Annotated in this window: 18 protein-coding genes; 17 read left to right on the top strand and 1 reads right to left on the bottom strand. The window is 72.1% G+C overall.

What is annotated here, in order from left to right:
• Positions 1-26: 26 nt before the first annotated feature.
• The 16 genes from C5507_RS09750 (at position 27) to C5507_RS09675 (ending at position 13,727) form a co-directional block, all read left to right on the top strand.
• Complete coding sequence (locus C5507_RS09750) at positions 27-1,508, top strand: protein kinase domain-containing protein (RefSeq protein WP_104528320.1); 1,482 nt, start codon at positions 27-29, stop codon at positions 1,506-1,508.
• A 40-nt stretch (positions 1,509-1,548) separates the two neighbouring features.
• Entirely contained in the window at positions 1,549-2,196 is a 648-nt protein-coding gene (locus tag C5507_RS09745) for an L-threonylcarbamoyladenylate synthase (protein WP_242611131.1), read from the top strand.
• 95 nt (positions 2,197-2,291) lie between these two features.
• Positions 2,292-3,569: a serine hydroxymethyltransferase gene (locus tag C5507_RS09740; protein ID WP_104528319.1), complete on the top strand. Its 1,278-nt coding sequence runs from the start codon at positions 2,292-2,294 to the stop codon at positions 3,567-3,569.
• A 3-nt stretch (positions 3,570-3,572) separates the two neighbouring features.
• Positions 3,573-4,796, top strand: a complete 1,224-nt coding sequence (locus C5507_RS09735; RefSeq protein WP_104528318.1) for a glycosyltransferase family 4 protein — start codon at positions 3,573-3,575, stop codon at positions 4,794-4,796.
• 64 nt (positions 4,797-4,860) lie between these two features.
• The gene (locus C5507_RS09730; RefSeq protein ID WP_130504249.1) at positions 4,861-5,307 is read left to right on the top strand and encodes a Cg1360 family ATP-synthase-associated protein; all 447 of its coding nucleotides are present in this window, start codon (positions 4,861-4,863) and stop codon (positions 5,305-5,307) included.
• Positions 5,304-5,552: a hypothetical protein gene (locus C5507_RS09725; protein ID WP_104528316.1), complete on the top strand. Its 249-nt coding sequence runs from the start codon at positions 5,304-5,306 to the stop codon at positions 5,550-5,552. Before C5507_RS09730 ends, C5507_RS09725 begins: the two co-directional genes overlap by 4 nt.
• 85 nt (positions 5,553-5,637) lie before the next feature.
• A complete protein-coding gene (gene atpB / locus C5507_RS09720; protein WP_207225801.1) occupies positions 5,638-6,420 on the top strand; it encodes a F0F1 ATP synthase subunit A in 783 nt (260 codons plus the stop codon).
• 85 nt (positions 6,421-6,505) lie between these two features.
• Complete coding sequence (locus C5507_RS09715) at positions 6,506-6,715, top strand: ATP synthase F0 subunit C (RefSeq protein WP_204261496.1); 210 nt, start codon at positions 6,506-6,508, stop codon at positions 6,713-6,715.
• 26 nt (positions 6,716-6,741) lie between these two features.
• On the top strand, positions 6,742-7,347 hold the full coding sequence (locus C5507_RS09710) for a F0F1 ATP synthase subunit B (protein WP_104528350.1): 606 nt from the start codon (positions 6,742-6,744) through the stop codon (positions 7,345-7,347).
• Positions 7,347-8,219, top strand: coding sequence for a F0F1 ATP synthase subunit delta (locus C5507_RS09705; RefSeq protein ID WP_104528315.1), 873 nt, complete (start codon positions 7,347-7,349; stop codon positions 8,217-8,219). Before C5507_RS09710 ends, C5507_RS09705 begins: the two co-directional genes overlap by 1 nt.
• A gap of 47 nt (positions 8,220-8,266) precedes the next feature.
• A complete protein-coding gene (gene atpA, locus C5507_RS09700) occupies positions 8,267-9,904 on the top strand; it encodes a F0F1 ATP synthase subunit alpha (RefSeq protein WP_104528314.1) in 1,638 nt (545 codons plus the stop codon).
• Positions 9,905-9,907: 3 nt separating this feature from the next.
• On the top strand, positions 9,908-10,882 hold the full coding sequence (locus tag C5507_RS09695; RefSeq protein ID WP_104528313.1) for a F0F1 ATP synthase subunit gamma: 975 nt from the start codon (positions 9,908-9,910) through the stop codon (positions 10,880-10,882).
• Between the two features lie 53 nt (positions 10,883-10,935).
• Positions 10,936-12,381, top strand: coding sequence for a F0F1 ATP synthase subunit beta (atpD, locus tag C5507_RS09690; RefSeq protein ID WP_104528312.1), 1,446 nt, complete (start codon positions 10,936-10,938; stop codon positions 12,379-12,381).
• 190 nt (positions 12,382-12,571) lie between these two features.
• Entirely contained in the window at positions 12,572-12,760 is a 189-nt protein-coding gene (locus C5507_RS09685) for a hypothetical protein (protein ID WP_104528311.1), read from the top strand.
• Between the two features lie 149 nt (positions 12,761-12,909).
• Positions 12,910-13,299, top strand: a complete 390-nt coding sequence (locus C5507_RS09680; RefSeq protein ID WP_104528310.1) for a F0F1 ATP synthase subunit epsilon — start codon at positions 12,910-12,912, stop codon at positions 13,297-13,299.
• Positions 13,300-13,325: 26 nt separating this feature from the next.
• Positions 13,326-13,727: a DUF2550 domain-containing protein gene (locus tag C5507_RS09675; protein WP_104528349.1), complete on the top strand. Its 402-nt coding sequence runs from the start codon at positions 13,326-13,328 to the stop codon at positions 13,725-13,727.
• Between the two features lie 22 nt (positions 13,728-13,749).
• Here the strand turns inward: C5507_RS09675 and C5507_RS09670 are convergent, their stop codons facing one another.
• A complete protein-coding gene (locus C5507_RS09670) occupies positions 13,750-14,361 on the bottom strand; it encodes a cob(I)yrinic acid a,c-diamide adenosyltransferase (RefSeq protein ID WP_104528348.1) in 612 nt (203 codons plus the stop codon).
• A gap of 90 nt (positions 14,362-14,451) precedes the next feature.
• Here C5507_RS09670 and murA point away from each other — a divergent pair, with 90 nt between their 5' ends.
• Entirely contained in the window at positions 14,452-15,732 is a 1,281-nt protein-coding gene (gene murA, locus C5507_RS09665; protein ID WP_104528309.1) for a UDP-N-acetylglucosamine 1-carboxyvinyltransferase, read from the top strand.

Genomic DNA, 15,732 nt, shown 5'->3' with positions numbered 1-15,732 from the left:
GGGAACGGACGGCAGGAGGAGCGACGATGCGACCGCAGACCGATCTGCTCGCTAACCGGTACCGGCTCACCTCGCTGATCGCGGGCGGGGGCATGGGCCAGGTGTGGCGGGGCCACGACGCGCTGCTCGACCGGCCGGTGGCGGTCAAGGTGCTGCGCGACCAGTTCGCCGGGGACCCCACCTTCCGGACCCGGTTCCGGGCGGAGGCGCAGCACGCCGCCGTCCTGACCCATCCGCACATCGCCGCGGTCTTCGACTACGGCGAGCTCCCGGCGGGGGAGGACGGCGTCCCCGTCGCCTACCTGGTGATGGAGCTCGTCGACGGCGAGTCGCTCGCCGACCTGCTCGCACGGGAGCGGCGCCTGGACGCGGTGCGGACCGTCGACATCGTGCGGCAGACCGCCGACGGCCTCGCGGCCGCGCACGCCGCCGGGGTCGTGCACCGCGACATCAAGCCGGCCAACCTGCTCGTCACGCCGCACGGCGTCGTGAAGATCACCGACTTCGGTATCGCGCGGTCGGCGTCCAGCGTCGCGGTCACGGGCACCGGTCAGGTGATCGGGACGGCGCACTACTTCTCGCCCGAGCAGGCGTCGGGGAGCCCGTCGACCCCGGCCAGCGACGTCTACGCCCTCGGCGCGGTCGCGTACGAGTGCCTGGCCGGCCGGCGCCCGTTCGAGGCGGAGAACCCCGTCCAGATCGCGGTCATGCACATCCGGGACACCCCGGCGCCGCTGCCCGCCGGGGTCCCGGCCGACGTCCGGGCGCTCGTGGAGCGGGCCATGGCCAAGGACCCCGCGCAGCGGTTCCCCGACGGGGCGGCGCTCCGCGACGCCGCCGGACGCCTGGCCGCCGGCCTGCCGACCTCCCCCTCGCCGCGGACGGCCACGGCGGTGCTGCCGGCCTCCGGACCCGCCACCGTCCCGGTCCCCGCGCAGGCGGCCACCGCCGCGGCGGCAGGCGCCCCGGTGGCCGCCGCGCCGGGACGCCGACGCTGGCTGATCCCCGCGCTGGTCGCCCTCGTCGTCACCGCCCTCGTGGTCGCGGTGCTCGCGACGGTCCTGCCCGGTCGGTCGGGCACACCCGCCTCCGGGAGCACCCCCTCGTCGACGGGTCCCGCCGGGATCGAGGTGGTCGCCGCCGACCTCGTCGGCCGGCCGGTCCAGGAGGTCCAGGCCGAGCTCGTCGGCCGCGGTCTGCGCGTCGAGCTGGTGGCCCTGGAGCTGGGCGACGTGCCGGCCGGGCAGGTCACCGCCGTCGACCCGGTCGGGACGCTCGCTCCCGGCGACGTCGTGCGGCTGACCTACGCCGTGCCGCCCGTTCCGGTGCCCGCCCCGGTCGACCCCGGTGGCGGTGCCGACGAGGAGCAGCGGGAGCGCGAGGAGGAGCAGCAGGAGCGCGAGGAGGAGAAGAGGGAGCGCGAGGAGGAGAAGAAGGAGCGCGAGGAGGAGAAGAAGAAGGAGGAGGAGGAGCGCAAGAAGGAGCAGGAGGAGGACGCGCAGAACTGACGCCGGGTTCCACCCGACGGCCACCGGCCTGGGAGACTCGGTGCTCGTGGCCGACATCTACGACTGCTCCGACCCCGCCGCCCGGACCGCCGGGCTCGACGCCGCCGCCGCAGCGATCGGCCGCGGCGAGCTCGTGCTGCTGCCCACCGACACCGTCTACGGGGTCGGCGCCGACGCGTTCACGCCGGCGGCGGTGACCCGGCTGCTCGCCGCCAAGAACCGGGGCCGGGGCATGCCGGTGCCGGTGCTGATCGGTGAGGCCTCCACCCTGGCCGGGCTGGTGCTGCAGACGCCGGCGGTGGCGACCCGGCTGGCGCAGGAGTTCTGGCCCGGTGGGCTCACCCTCGTCGTGGAGCACGCGCCCTCGCTGGCCTGGGACCTGGGCGACGCCGAGGGCACGGTCGCCGTCCGGCTGCCGGCCGACGAGCTGACCCGCGACCTGCTCCGGCGCACCGGACCGCTGGCCGTGTCCAGCGCCAACCGCTCGGGGCGCCCGGCGGCGACCACCGCGCAGGAGGCCGACCAGCAGCTCGGCCAGCACGCGGCCGTCGTCCTCGACGGTGGCCCCCGGGACAGCTCCGCGGCCAGCACGATCGTCGACTGCACCGGGTCCACCCCGCGGGTGCTCCGGGTCGGCGCCGTCCCCGTCGAGCGGCTGCGCGAGGTCGTGCCCGGGATCGAGGACTGACGCGCGACGCCGGACGAGGGAAGCGCGGAGGCGCGGGAGGCCCTAGCGATACCGTGGTGCGACAGCCCCGCCCTGACTCCCTGGAGCGCGCCGCGATGAGCACCCCCTACTGGGGCCCGGACTTCGACGCCCTGGCCGCTTTCGACCCCGACATCGCCGGTGTGGTCACCGACGAGCTGGACCGGCTCCGCAGCGGTCTCCAGCTGATCGCCAGCGAGAACTTCACCAGCCCGGCCGTGCTGGCCGCGCTGGGGAGCACCCTGTCGAACAAGTACGCCGAGGGCTACCCCGGCCGCCGGTACTACGGCGGTTGCGAGGTCGTCGACCGCGCCGAGGAGATCGGTATCGCGCGGGCCAAGGAGCTCTTCGGTGCCGAGCACGCCAACCTGCAGCCGCACTCCGGTGCGAACGCCAACCTGGCGGTCTACGGGGCGTTCATGCAGCCGGGGGACACGTTCCTCGCGATGGCGCTGCCGCACGGCGGCCACCTGACGCACGGTGCGAAGGTGAGCTTCAGCGGCAAGTGGTTCAACGCCGTCCCGTACGGGGTCGCCGAGAAGACCGAGCACATCGACTACGACCAGGTCCGCGACCTCGCCCGCGAACACCGGCCGAAGATGATCATCTGCGGCGGCTCGGCGATCCCGCGGCTGATCGACTTCCCGGTCTTCCGGGAGATCGCCGACGAGGTCGGCGCCGTCCTCATGGTCGACGCGGCGCACTTCATCGGCCTGGTGGCCGGCAAGGCGATCCCCAGCCCCGTGCCCTACGCCGACGTCGTCACCTTCACCACGCACAAGGTGCTGCGCGGGCCGCGCGGTGGCGCGATCGTCTGCAAGGCCGAGCACGCCAAGGCGATCGACAAGGCGGCCTTCCCGATGATGCAGGGCGGCCCGCTCATGCACGCCGTCGCCGCCAAGGCGGTGAACTTCAAGGAGTGCCTCACGCCCGAGTACCAGGCGTACACGCGGCAGGTCGTCGCCAACGCCCAGGCGCTCACCGAGGGGCTCGCGACCGAGGGGCTGCGGCCGGTGGCCGGGGGCACCGACACCCACCTCGCGCTGCTGGACCTGCAGGAGACCGGCGTGACCGGGGTCGACGCCGAGACGCGCTGCGGCGCGGCCGGGATCGTCCTGAACAAGAACGCGATCCCCTTCGACCCGCAGCCGGCCTCGGTGGCCTCGGGCATCCGCGTGGGCAGCCCGGCGGTGACCACGCAGGGCATGACCGAGTCGGACATGAAGTCCATCGCCTCGCTGATCGGCACCGCGATCCGCGACGTCGACGGCAGCCGCACCGCCGAGGTCGCCGCCGGCGTCCGCGAGCTCGTCGGCGCCCACCCCGCCTACCCAGAGCCCGGCCGGACCAGCTGAGCCGTGCGCGAGTACGTCGTCGTCCTCCTCACCGCGGCGCTGGTCACCTTCCTGGCCACGCCCGTGGTGCGGTTGGCGGCGATCCGGCTCCGCATGATGGCCGCGCCGCGCGAGCGCGACGTGCACGTGATCCCGACGCCGCGGGGCGGCGGCGTGGCCATGTACCTCGGGGTCGTGGCGGCCACGCTGGTCGCCTCGCGGCTGCCCACGCTGCAGCGGACCTTCGACGACTCCCAGGCCTACGCGGTCATCGTCGCCGGCGGGTTGATCTGCCTGCTGGGGGTGCTGGACGACAAGTGGGGGCTTGACGCCCTGACGAAACTCACCGGGCAGATAGCCGCGGCGGGCGTGATGGTCATCCTGGGCATCCAGCTCGCCTACGTGTTCCTGCCGGTCGCCGACATCGGCACCATCTCGCTCGGGCCGCAGGTCGGGGTGCCCATGACCATCCTGCTGACGGTCCTGGCGGTGAACGCGCTCAACTTCATCGACGGGCTGGACGGCCTCGCCGCCGGCGTCTCGGCGATCGCGGCCCTGGCCTTCTTCGCCTACAGCTACAGCCTCGGCCTGGACGGCTACGTCGACGTCGCCAGCACCCCGGCGCTCATCACCGCCGTCCTGGCCGGGGCCTGCCTGGGGTTCCTGCCGCACAACTTCAGCCCGGCGCGGATCTTCATGGGCGACTCCGGGTCCATGCTCGTGGGCCTGATGCTGTCGGCCGCCGCCGTCAGTGCGACCGGGGGAGTGGACGCGCAGTCCTTCGGCTCGGCCGCCAGCCTGCTCCCGCTCACGCTGCCGCTGCTGGTGCCGATCGCGGTGCTCTTCATCCCCTTCACCGACCTGGTGCTGGCGGTCCTGCGCCGCACGCTGCGGGGGCAGTCGCCGTTCTCGCCGGACAAGATGCACCTGCACCACCGGCTGCTGTCGATCGGCCACTCGCACCGCAAGGCGGTGCTGGTCATGTACTTCTGGGCCGCGCTGCTCTCCTTCGGCGCGGTGGGGCTCTCGATCACCGGCGGCCGGGCCGAGCTGCTGGTCGTCATCGCCGTGCTGCTCGTCGTGGGCGTCGTCGTGGTGCTCAGCCCTCGGGCGCGCCGGGCCGCGCGGGAGGCCCGGGCCGCGGAGCTGGAGGCGCAGCGCCGACGGAGCCGCGCCGACCACCCGACCTCGCGCGTGCGCCGTCCCGACGTGGAGTCGCCGTCGGCGGGCCGGGAGGTGGTCCGGTGAACCCCGGGCGCTGCCAGCCGGTCGCCGCCACCGGGTGCCGCCCGGACGCCGGATAGAGTAGGGCGTGACTTCTGAGCCCCGGGCCGTCAAGGCTCCCGACCCCTACGGCGCGATGCTCCGGGGCGGTGCGGTCCCCTCGATCGCCGTCGCCGTGGTCGCGATCGTGGTGTTCAGCGTGCTCGACGGGGCCCTCGGCGCGGCCGGCAGCGTCCTCGCCTCCGTCCTCGTCGTGCTGAGCACCGCGTCCACCATGCTCATCCTGCGCAGGATGGCGGGCCTGGACCCGCGCGTGGTCTTCATGGGCGCGATGGTCAGCTACTTCTTCAAGGTCATGCTGCTGGGGGTCTTCCTCGTCCTGTTCCGGAACGCCGACTGGCTCTCGCCGATCGCGTTCGCGATCACCGCGATCGTGGTCTCGCTGGCGGGGACGATCGGCGAGATCGTCGCCTTCACCCGGGTGCGCACCTACATCTACGACGAGCCGGCCCCGGCTTCCGAGCCGCGGCCGTGACCGACGGCGCCGACGGCCGCGAGCGGCCGTCCCCGGTGCACCACCAGATGGTGGCCGGCGCGCACCTGCGCGAGGGATGGGACGCGCTGGGCACGATGCTGTCGGCGATGCTGGTCTTCGGCCTGCCGGCCTGGTGGCTCAGCGAGGCGATCGGCCAGGTGTGGATCCTGCCGGTGGCGCTGGTCCTGGGAATGGCCGCCGCGATCTTCACGATCTGGGTCCGCTACTCTGACCCCGGCCCGTGAGGAGCGCGACGCCGCCGATGCGCGCGACAGCCCTCCGGGCCGCAGTACGACATGACCCGCAGCAGTTCATGACGGAGGCTGAGTAGTGACGACCGTGGTCTCGGCCGCCGAGGAGTTCGTCCCGCCGAGCGCGCCGGATTTCTGGCAGCCGCTCGTCGGTGAGGGCGCCTTCGCCATCACGCGCAGCATGATCGTGATGGTGCTGGTCACCATCGGCCTGGCCGTGGTCATGATGCTGGTGACGCGTCGTCTCGCGGTGGTCCCCGGGCGCGGCCAGTTCCGGCTCGAGGGCGTCTACGGCCTGGTCCGCAACTCGATCGGCCGCGACATCATCGGCACGGACCACTTCCGGCCCTACGTCCCGCTGCTGTTCACGCTCTTCACGCTCATCCTGCTGAACAACCTGATGGGCATCATCCCGCCCGTCCAGTTCCCCACGATGAGCCGGATCGGCTTCCCGCTCGCCCTCGCGCTCGGCGTCTACGTCGTCTACCTGGTCGCCGGTGTCCGCCGCCGCGGGCTGGGAGGCTTCCTCAAGAACCTGGTGCCCAGCGGGCTGCCCTTCTGGGTCGTGCCGGTGGTCTTCGTCCTGGAGCTCGTGACGTTCCTCGTCACCCGGCCGGTCACCCTCACGCTCCGGCTCTTCGGCAACATGTTCGCCGGCCACATCCTGCTGCTGCTGTTCGCGCTCGGCGGGGAGTACCTGCTGCTCAACGGCGAGGGCCTGCTGAAGCTGGTGTCCATCCCGGCCTTCCTGATGTTCATCCTCTTCAGCGCGTTCGAGATCCTGATCGCGTTCCTGCAGGCGTACGTCTTCATCCTGCTGGCTTCCGTCTACATCGCCGAGGTCTACGCGGACGACCACTGACGTCCGCGGGGCCACCCACCCCGAGTTGCACCACCGATGTGCGCCACCCGGCAGCACAGACCGACTGAGAGGAACGGACACACCCATGCTGGAAGGCAATCTCGCGATCATCGGCTACGGCCTGTCGGCCATCGGGCCGGGCGTCGGCATCGGCCTGATCTTCGCTGCCTACGTGAGCGGCGTGGCACGTCAGCCCGAGGTCCGCGGTGTGCTGCAGACCATCGCCATCCTGGGCTTCGTGCTCTGTGAGCAGCTGGCCATCTTCGGCATCGCTCTGGCCTTCGTCTTCAGCTGACCGAGGATCGGAAGGAGACACACGTGATGGGCGCGATCGACAACGCGGCCGACGTCCTGGCGGCGGCCGAGACCGGTGAGGGCGGGTTCTGGGAGGATGCCTATCCCGTCATCCCGCACCCGGGTGAGCTGATCGTCGGGATCATCTCCTTCGCCATCCTCTACTTCCTGTACAAGAAGTACGTGGTTCCCCGCCTGGAGGCCATGCTGGCCGAGCGCCAGCGGACCATCGAGGGCGGCATCGAGCGTGCCGAGGCCATGCAGGCCGAGGCCAAGGCGTCGCTGGAGCAGTACCGCGCACAGCTGGCCGAGGCACGCAACGAGGCCGCGCAGATCCGTGACCAGGCCCGCGCCGAGGGCCAGCAGATCCTCGAGGAGATGCGGGCCCAGGCGCAGGAGGAGTCGGCGCGGATCGTCGCCCGCGGTGGGGAGCAGATCGCTGCTGCCCGCCAGCAGGTGATCAACGAGCTGCGCGGCCAGATCGGTGCGCTCGCCGTCGACCTCGCCGGCCGCGTGGTCGGCGAGTCGCTCGCCGACGACGCCCGCCGCAACGGCACGGTGGACCGCTTCCTCGACCAGCTCGACGGCATGAGCGGCTCCAGCGCCGTTCCGGTTCCGGAGGGCACCCGCTGATGGAGGCGTCCAGCCGGCTGGCCCTCGTGGCGGCCCGGGAGCGGCTCGACGAGCTGACCCGGGGTCCCGCGGGGATCGTCGAGAAGACGCGTGACCGCCTGACCGGTCAGGCGCGGGCCACGACGGCCGACGAGCTGGTCGGGCTGGCCGACGAGCTGTTCGCCGTGGCCCGGCTGCTCGACGCGCAGCCGTCGCTGCGCCGGGCGCTGTCAGACCCGGCGGGCAAGCCGGAGGAGCGCGCGGCCCTGGCCCAGCGGCTCTTCGGGTCGCGGCTGGGGCCGGTGGCCCTCGACGTCGTCGAGGTCACCGTCCGCCAGCGGTGGTCCCGCCCGCTGGACCTGGTCGAGGCGGCCACGACGCTGGCCACCGAGACCGCGCTGGACGCGGCCGACGCCCGTGGCGAGCTGGACGACGTGGAGGACGAGCTCTTCCGCTTCGGCCGGATCGTCGCCAACGACCAGCAGCTGTCGCGGATCCTCAGCGACCGCTCCGGCTCGGCGGCGGGCAAGGCGCAGCTGCTGGACCAGCTGCTGTCGGGCCGGGTCAGCCCGGTCACCGAGCAGCTGCTCCGGAACGTCCTGACCGGGTCGCACGTCGGTACGGCGGGAGTCGCGATCGAGCGGCTGTCCGATGTCGCCAGCCGGCGGCGCGGTCAGTCGGTGGCGCGCGTGACCACGGCTGCACCGCTCACGCCCGCCCAGGAGCAGCGGCTGGCCGGCGTGCTGGCCCAGATCTACGGACGGACCATCGGGCTGCAGGTGACCGTGGACCCGACGGTGCTCGGTGGGCTCCTGGTCCAGGTGGGCGACGAGGTCATCGACGGAACGATCGCCCACCGGCTGGAAGCTGCCCGTCGGCAGCTGGCCGGCTGACCGCCCACCACCACAGACACGACCCGCAGGGAAGAGGACTCACAGCCATGGCCGAGTTGACGATCTCCGCAGACGAGATCCGCAGTGCCATCCAGAACTACGTCACCGAGTACTCGCCTGACGTGTCCCGCGAAGAGGTCGGGACCGTCACCGAGGCCGGCGACGGCATCGCGCGCGTCGAGGGCCTGCCCTCGGTCATGACCAACGAGCTGCTCGAGTTCGAGAGCGGCGTGCGTGGACTGGCGCTGAACCTCGACGTCCGCGAGGTCGGCGTCGTGATCCTGGGTGACTTCGCCGGGATCGAGGAGGGCCAGCAGGTCCGCCGGACCGGTGAGGTCCTCTCCGTCGCCGTCGGCGACGGCTACCTCGGCCGCGTCGTCGACCCGCTGGGCAACCCGATCGACGGTGGCGGCCCGATCGCCACCACCGGCCGCCGCGCCCTGGAGCTGCAGGCCCCGACCGTGGTGCAGCGCCAGTCGGTGCACGAGCCCCTGCAGACCGGCATCAAGGCCATCGACGCCATGACGCCGATCGGCCGTGGCCAGCGCCAGCTCGTCATCGGTGACCGGCAGACCGGCAAGACGGCCATCGTCACCGACACGATCATCAACCAGAAGGAAGCCTGGGCGACCGGCGACCCGGAGCAGCAGGTCCGCTGCATCTACGTCGCGGTGGGCCAGAAGGGCTCCACGATCGCGGCGATCCGCACCGCCCTCGAGGAGGCGGGCGCGATGGAGTACACCACCATCGTCGCCGCCCCCGCCTCGGAGTCGGCCGGCTTCAAGTACATCGCCCCCTACACCGGCTCGGCCATCGGCCAGCACTGGATGTACGAGGGCAAGCACGTCCTGATCGTGTTCGACGACCTGTCCAAGCAGGCCGAGGCCTACCGCGCGGTGTCGCTGCTGCTGCGCCGTCCGCCGGGCCGCGAGGCCTACCCGGGCGACGTCTTCTACTTGCACTCCCGTCTGCTGGAGCGCTGCGCGAAGCTGTCCGACGAGCTGGGCGCGGGCTCGATGACCGGCCTGCCGCTCATCGAGACCAAGGGCAACGACGTGTCGGCCTACATCCCGACCAACGTCATCTCGATCACCGACGGGCAGATCTTCCTCGAGACGGGTCTGTTCAACTCCGGTGTCCGCCCCGCCATCAACGTCGGCATCTCGGTGTCCCGGGTCGGTGGGTCGGCCCAGATCAAGGCGATGAAGTCCGTCGCCGGTCGTCTGCGCCTGGACCTGGCCCAGTACCGCGAGCTCGAGGCGTTCTCGTCCTTCTCCTCGGACCTCGACGCCTCCAGCCGCGCGACCCTGGACCGTGGGCAGCGCCTGGTCGAGCTGCTCAAGCAGGGCCAGTACTCGCCGTTCCCGGTGGAGCGCGAGGTCGTCTCCCTGTGGCTGGGCACCACCGGCAAGCTCGACGTCGTGCCGGTGCCCGACGTCCGCCGCTTCGAGTCGGAGTTCCTGGACTACATCGCCCGTGGCGACAACGGCATCTTCGACACCATCCGGACGTCGAAGAAGCTGGAGGACGACACCGTGGCCGGCCTCGAGCGCGCCGTGGAGACCTTCTACGGCCAGTTCACGACCTCCGAGGGCGAGTCGCTCAAGGTCAACGAGCCCGAGGCCGAGGCCATGGACGCGTCCGAGCGTGGCCAGGAGCGCGTCCAGGTCAAGCGGGGCAGCTGACCCATGGCCGGCTCTCTCCGCGCGCTGCGGCGCCGCATCCGCTCCACCCAGTCGACGAAGAAGATCTTCTCGGCCCAGGAGCTGATCGCCGGTGCCCGCATCGTGCGCGCCCAGGCCCGGGTGGAGGCGTCCAAGCCCTACGCCCGGGAGATCACGCGGGTGCTGTCGGCGCTGGCGTCCTCGGCGTCGCTGGACCACCCGCTGCTGACCGAGCGGGAGAACCCGCGCCGGGCTGCCGTGCTGGTGATCACCTCCGATCGCGGGTTCGCCGGTTCGTACAACGTGAACGTGCTCCGGCGGACCGAGGAGCTGCTCTCCCTGCTCCGGCAGGAGGGCAAGGAGCCGGTGCTGTACGTGGTCGGCCGGAAGGGGGAGACCTACTACTCCTTCCGTGACCGCCCCATGGCCGACACCTTCACCGGGTTCTCCGAGCAGCCGAAGTACACCGACGCGCAGGAGGTCGGCCGGGCCCTCATCGACGTCTTCACCGCTGGTGCGGACGACGACGAGACCGGCGGCGCCGGCGACGACGGCGTCCTCGGCGTGGACGAACTGCACATCGTCTTCACGGAGTTCCGCTCGCTGCTGTCGCAGGTCCCCGTCGCCAAGCGGATGGCTCCGCTGGAGGTCGAGGAGGTCGAGGAGTTCGACTACGAGCGCGAGGACCGCGAGGCCGGCCGCACCGACGACTCCGGTGTGCCGACCCTGTACGAGTTCGAGCCCTCGGCCGAGGGACTGCTCGACGCGCTGCTGCCGAAGTACATCACCACGCGGATCTACGCGGCGATGCTCGAGGCGGCAGCCTCCGAGTCGGCCTCGCGCCGACGGGCGATGAAGTCGGCGTCCGACAACGCCGAGGAGCTGGCGAAGAACCTGTCCCGGCAGGCCAACCAGGCCCGCCAGGCGGAGATCACGCAGGAGATCAGCGAGATCGTCGGCGGTGCCGACGCGCTGGTGTCCTCCGGCTCGAACGACTGACCCTCAACGAACACAGCTGAACCACCGAGCCCCAGGGCAGGAGAGCAGTACAGATGACCGTCACCGAGGACCGTCCGACCACCTCGCAGACGCAGGCCACCGGCCGCGTCGTGCGGGTCACCGGGCCGGTCGTCGACGTCGAGTTCCCCCGCGACGCGATGCCCGACCTGTTCAACGCCCTGAAGGTCGAGGTCACGCTGGCCGACCTCGGCAAGACGCTGACCCTCGAGGTCGCCCAGCACCTGGGTGAGAACGTCGTCCGCACCATCTCGATGGCGCCGACCGACGGTCTGGTCCGTGGCGCCGAGGTCACGGACACCGGATCGGCGATCAGCGTTCCGGTCGGCGACGCCGTCACCGGGCACGTCTGGAACGCGCTGGGTGAGTGCCTGGACGAGCCCGGCTACGGCCTGGACGCCCCGCGCTGGACCATCCACCGGCACGCGCCGCGGTTCGACCAGCTCGAGGGCCGCACCGAGCTGCTCGAGACCGGCATCAAGGTCATCGACCTGCTCACGCCCTACGTCGCCGGCGGGAAGATCGGCCTCTTCGGCGGTGCCGGCGTCGGCAAGACGGTCCTCATCCAGGAGATGATCCGTCGCGTCGCGCAGGAGTTCGGTGGGGTGTCGGTGTTCGCCGGTGTCGGCGAGCGCACCCGTGAGGGCAACGACCTCATCACCGAGATGACCGAGTCGGGCGTCATCGAGTCCACCGCGCTGGTGTTCGGCCAGATGGACGAGCCCCCGGGCACGCGTCTGCGGGTGGCGCTCTCGGCGCTGACGATGGCCGAGTACTTCCGGGACGAGAAGAACCAGGACGTCCTGCTCTTCATCGACAACATCTTCCGGTTCACCCAGGCCGGGTCCGAGGTGTCGACCCTGCTGGGCCGCATGCCCTCGGCCGTGGGTTACCAGCCCACGCTGGCCGACGAGATGGGCCTGCTGCAGGAGCGGATCACCTCGACCCGCGGTCACTCGATCACCTCGCTGCAGGCGATCTACGTGCCCGCCGACGACATCACCGACCCGGCGCCGCACACCACGTTCGCCCACCTCGACGCGACGACCGTGCTCTCCCGGCCGATCTCGGAGAAGGGCATCTACCCGGCCGTCGACCCGCTGGACTCCACCAGCCGGATCCTCGACCCGCAGTACGTCGGGCAGGAGCACTACGACGTCGCCCGCGAGGTGCAGCGGATCCTGCAGCGCTACCAGGAGCTGCAGGACATCATCGCGATCCTCGGCATCGACGAGCTCGGCGAAGAGGACAAGGTCACGGTGAACCGTGCCCGGCGCATCGAGCGGTTCCTCTCCCAGAACATGTTCGTCGCCGAGGCCTTCACCGGGCAGCCCGGCTCCTTCGTGCCGCTGTCGGAGACCCTCGAGGCGTTCAAGGCGCTGACCGAGGGCACCTACGACCACGTGCCGGAGCAGGCGTTCTTCATGTGCGGTGGCCTCGAGGACCTCGAGAAGAACGCGAACAAGCTCAAGAAGGCGTAAGCCGGTCCGCGACCGACGACGGCCGGGTCCCCTCGCGAGGGGGCCCGGCCGTCGCCGTTCCGGCCCGGGACGGCGTGACCGCGTCACCGGATCGGATGATTTCTGGCCGTGGAGCCTCCGCGGGAGCGGCAGGACTGCCGACCATGCCCGCAGGTGTGCTCGGACGACGGGCGGCGGGACGAGGGGCGACGTGGAGCAGGACGGCGCGGTGGCGCGGTTCCCCGACGGGGAGCCCCGTGACTGGACGTGGCCCCCGTACGCGCCGGTCGAGGTCCCGGAGTGGGGCCTGGACACCGACCACTGGGCTCCGCCGACCTGCGTGCGCCGCCCCTGGGTCCGCGTCGGCCGCTGGACGCTCCTCTACCGTCGCGCCGCCTGATCACCCCGTCCGGGCACCGTTCCGGGCCTGCGGGGGGCGGGGGGAACGGGTCCTTATAGAGTGGACCCGTCCGTCGTCGGCCCCCGGGTCGACGGATCCGTACGCAGCACACCCCTCCGCCGACGGAAGGGTGGACCCCGAGGAGTGTCGTGGCGACCCTGCAGGTCGAGTTGGTGGCCGTCGAGCGCAAGATCTGGTCCGGTGAGGCCACCACCGTGGTCGCCCGCACCACGGAGGGCGAGCTGGGCATCCTGCCCGGACACGCCCCGCTGCTGGGTCAGCTCGCCGACGGCGGTGTCGTGACCATCCGCACCGAGTCGGGCGAGGACCTCGTCGTCGCCGCCCACGGCGGTTTCCTGTCGGTGAGCGAGGCCGGGGTGTCCATCCTGGCCGAGACGGCCGAGATCTCCTCCGAGATCGACGTGGAGCGCGCCCGCGAGGCGCTGCGCCGCGCCGAGGGCGAGGACGACAGCCCCGAGGCGCTGGCGGCCGCGCGCCGGGCGCAGTCCCGTCTGAGGGCGGCCGGCCAGACCGTCTGATCCACCGGACCACGGCGGTGAGCGGCATGACCACGGCCCTGCTGGTCGTCGCCGGCGTCCTGCTGCTGCTGGTCGTCGTGGTCTTCCTGCTGCGCCGCCGGTTCCTGCTGTCCGGTCTCGGTGCGGTGACCATGTGGATGCGCGCCGAGGGGTCGCCGCGCTGGTCGGTGGGTGTGGGCTGGTACGGCGGCGAGGCGCTGCTCTGGTACCGGGCCCTGTCGTTGTCCGTGCGGCCGCAGCACCGGCTGTGCCGCGCCGAGTTCCACGTCCTGTCCCGCCGGTCCGCCGGCCGGGAGGACCTCGCGCTGCCCGCGGACGTCGTCGTCCTGCGGTGCAGCACGGCGGAGGGGCTGCGCGAACTGGCGATGGAGCCCTCGACCGAGACCGGCTTCCTGTCCTGGCTGGAGTCGGCCCCGCCCGGGACCTGAGATCAGCGGGCGGAGCCGGAGGTCACTCCTGGCCGCGGGCCGCCTCGCGCTGCTCGTGGGCGCCGCTGTGCGCGCCGGGCTCCCACAGGATGTCGCCGTCGGGGTTCGCCACCCGGGCGAGGATGAAGACCAGGTCCGACAGCCGGTTGAGGTACCGGGCCGTCTCGGGGTTGGTGCGCTCGGCGTCGGTCTCCAGCAGCGCCCAGACGCTGCGCTCCGCGCGCCGGACCAGCACCCGCACCTGGTGCAGCAGCGCGGCCAGCGGCGTGCCCCCGGGCAGGATGAAGCTGGCCAGCGTCGGCAGCGTTTCGTTGTAGGTGTCGCAGGCCGTCTCGAGCCGCTCGGTGTACTCGGGGGTGATCCGCAGCGGCGGGTAGGCCGGGGCCGCCACGATCGGGGTGCACAGGTCGGCGCCCACGTCGAACAGGTCGTTCTGGATGCTGCGCAGCAGCTCGGCCACGGCCGGGTCGGCGGTGCCCAGGGCGAGGGCCACGCCGATCGCGCTGTTGGCCTCGTCGACGTCGGCGAAGGCGATCAGCCGAGGGTCGGTCTTGGAGACCCGGCTCATGTCGCCGAGGTGCGTCTGCCCGGCGTCGCCGGTCTTCGTGTAGATGCGCGTGAGCCGGACCGTCATGGTCGCAGCGTAGATGAAGGACCCCACTGCCCCCCGCCGCTCGCAGGCTCGCGACGGGACCCTGCAGCGGGGCCACCGTAGGGTGGGCCGGTGGACTGCTTCGAGGTGACCGGGGGAGCGAGGCTCCAGGGTCGGGTACGGGTCACCGGCGCCAAGAACAGCGCCCTCAAGCTCATGGCGGCGGCGCTGCTGGCCCCCGGGCGGTCGACGATCCACGAGGTCCCCGACATCCTCGACGTCACCATCATGAGCGAGGTGCTGCGCCGGCTGGGCTGCGGCGTCGCCTACGAGCGGACGCCGGGCAGCGGTGGCGGCGGCCGGCTCACCATCGACGTGCCGGACAAGCCCTCCACCGAGACCGACTACGACCTCGTGCGGCGCATGCGCGCGTCGATCAGCGTGCTGGGCCCGCTGGTGGCCCGCTGCGGCAGCGCGCGGGTGGCCCTGCCGGGCGGCGACGCGATCGGCTCCCGGGGCCTGGACATGCACATCTCCGGCCTGGAGCGGCTGGGCGCCACGATCATCAGCGAGCACGGGTTCCTCATCGCCACCGCCCCGCGGCTCACCGGCACCTCGATCTGGCTGGACTTCCCGTCGGTCGGCGCCACCGAGAACCTGGTCATGGCCGCCGTGCTCGCGCAGGGGACGACCGTCGTCGACAACGCAGCCCGTGAGCCGGAGATCGTCGACCTGTGCCGGATGCTCGTGGCCATGGGCGCCCGCATCGAGGGCGCAGGCACCTCCACGATCACGGTCGAGGGCGTCGACTCGATGTCGCCGGTCGAGTACACCACCGTGCCCGACCGGATCGTGGCCGGCACGTGGGCCATCGGTGCGGTCATGACCCGTGGGGACGTCGTCATCGAGCGGGGCGTGGCCGAGCACCTCACGGTGGCGCTGGACAAGCTCACCGACTCCGGCGCGACCGTGGAGGCGCTGCCCGACGGCATCCGGGTGGCGATGGACGGGCGGCCCCGCTGCGTCGACGTCGTGACGCTGCCCTTCCCCGGGTTCCCCACCGACCTGCAGCCCATGGCCGTGGCCCTGGCGGCGGTGTCCACGGGTACGGCCCTCATCACCGAGAACGTCTTCGAGGGCCGGTTCATGTTCGTCAACGAGCTGGTGCGGCTCGGTGCCGACGTCCGGATCGACGGCCACCACGCGGTCGTCCGCGGCCGGGAGCGCTTCTCCAGCGCGCCGGTGCTGGCCACCGACATCCGGGCCGGGGCCGGGCTGGTGCTCGCCGGGCTGTGCTCCGACGGCGTCACCGAGGTGCAGGAGGTGCACCACGTCGACCGCGGCTACCCCGACTTCGTCGACCAGCTGCGTGGCCTGGGGGCCGACGTCCGACGCACCCAGCGGCCGGACTAG

It is taken from the genome of Blastococcus saxobsidens (genome assembly GCF_002938435.1).
Taxonomy (GTDB): Bacteria; Actinomycetota; Actinomycetes; order Mycobacteriales; family Geodermatophilaceae; genus Blastococcus; species Blastococcus saxobsidens.
The sequence above is the reverse complement of the archived record's forward strand: the minus strand, read 5'-3'. Positions and strand labels throughout refer to the sequence as shown.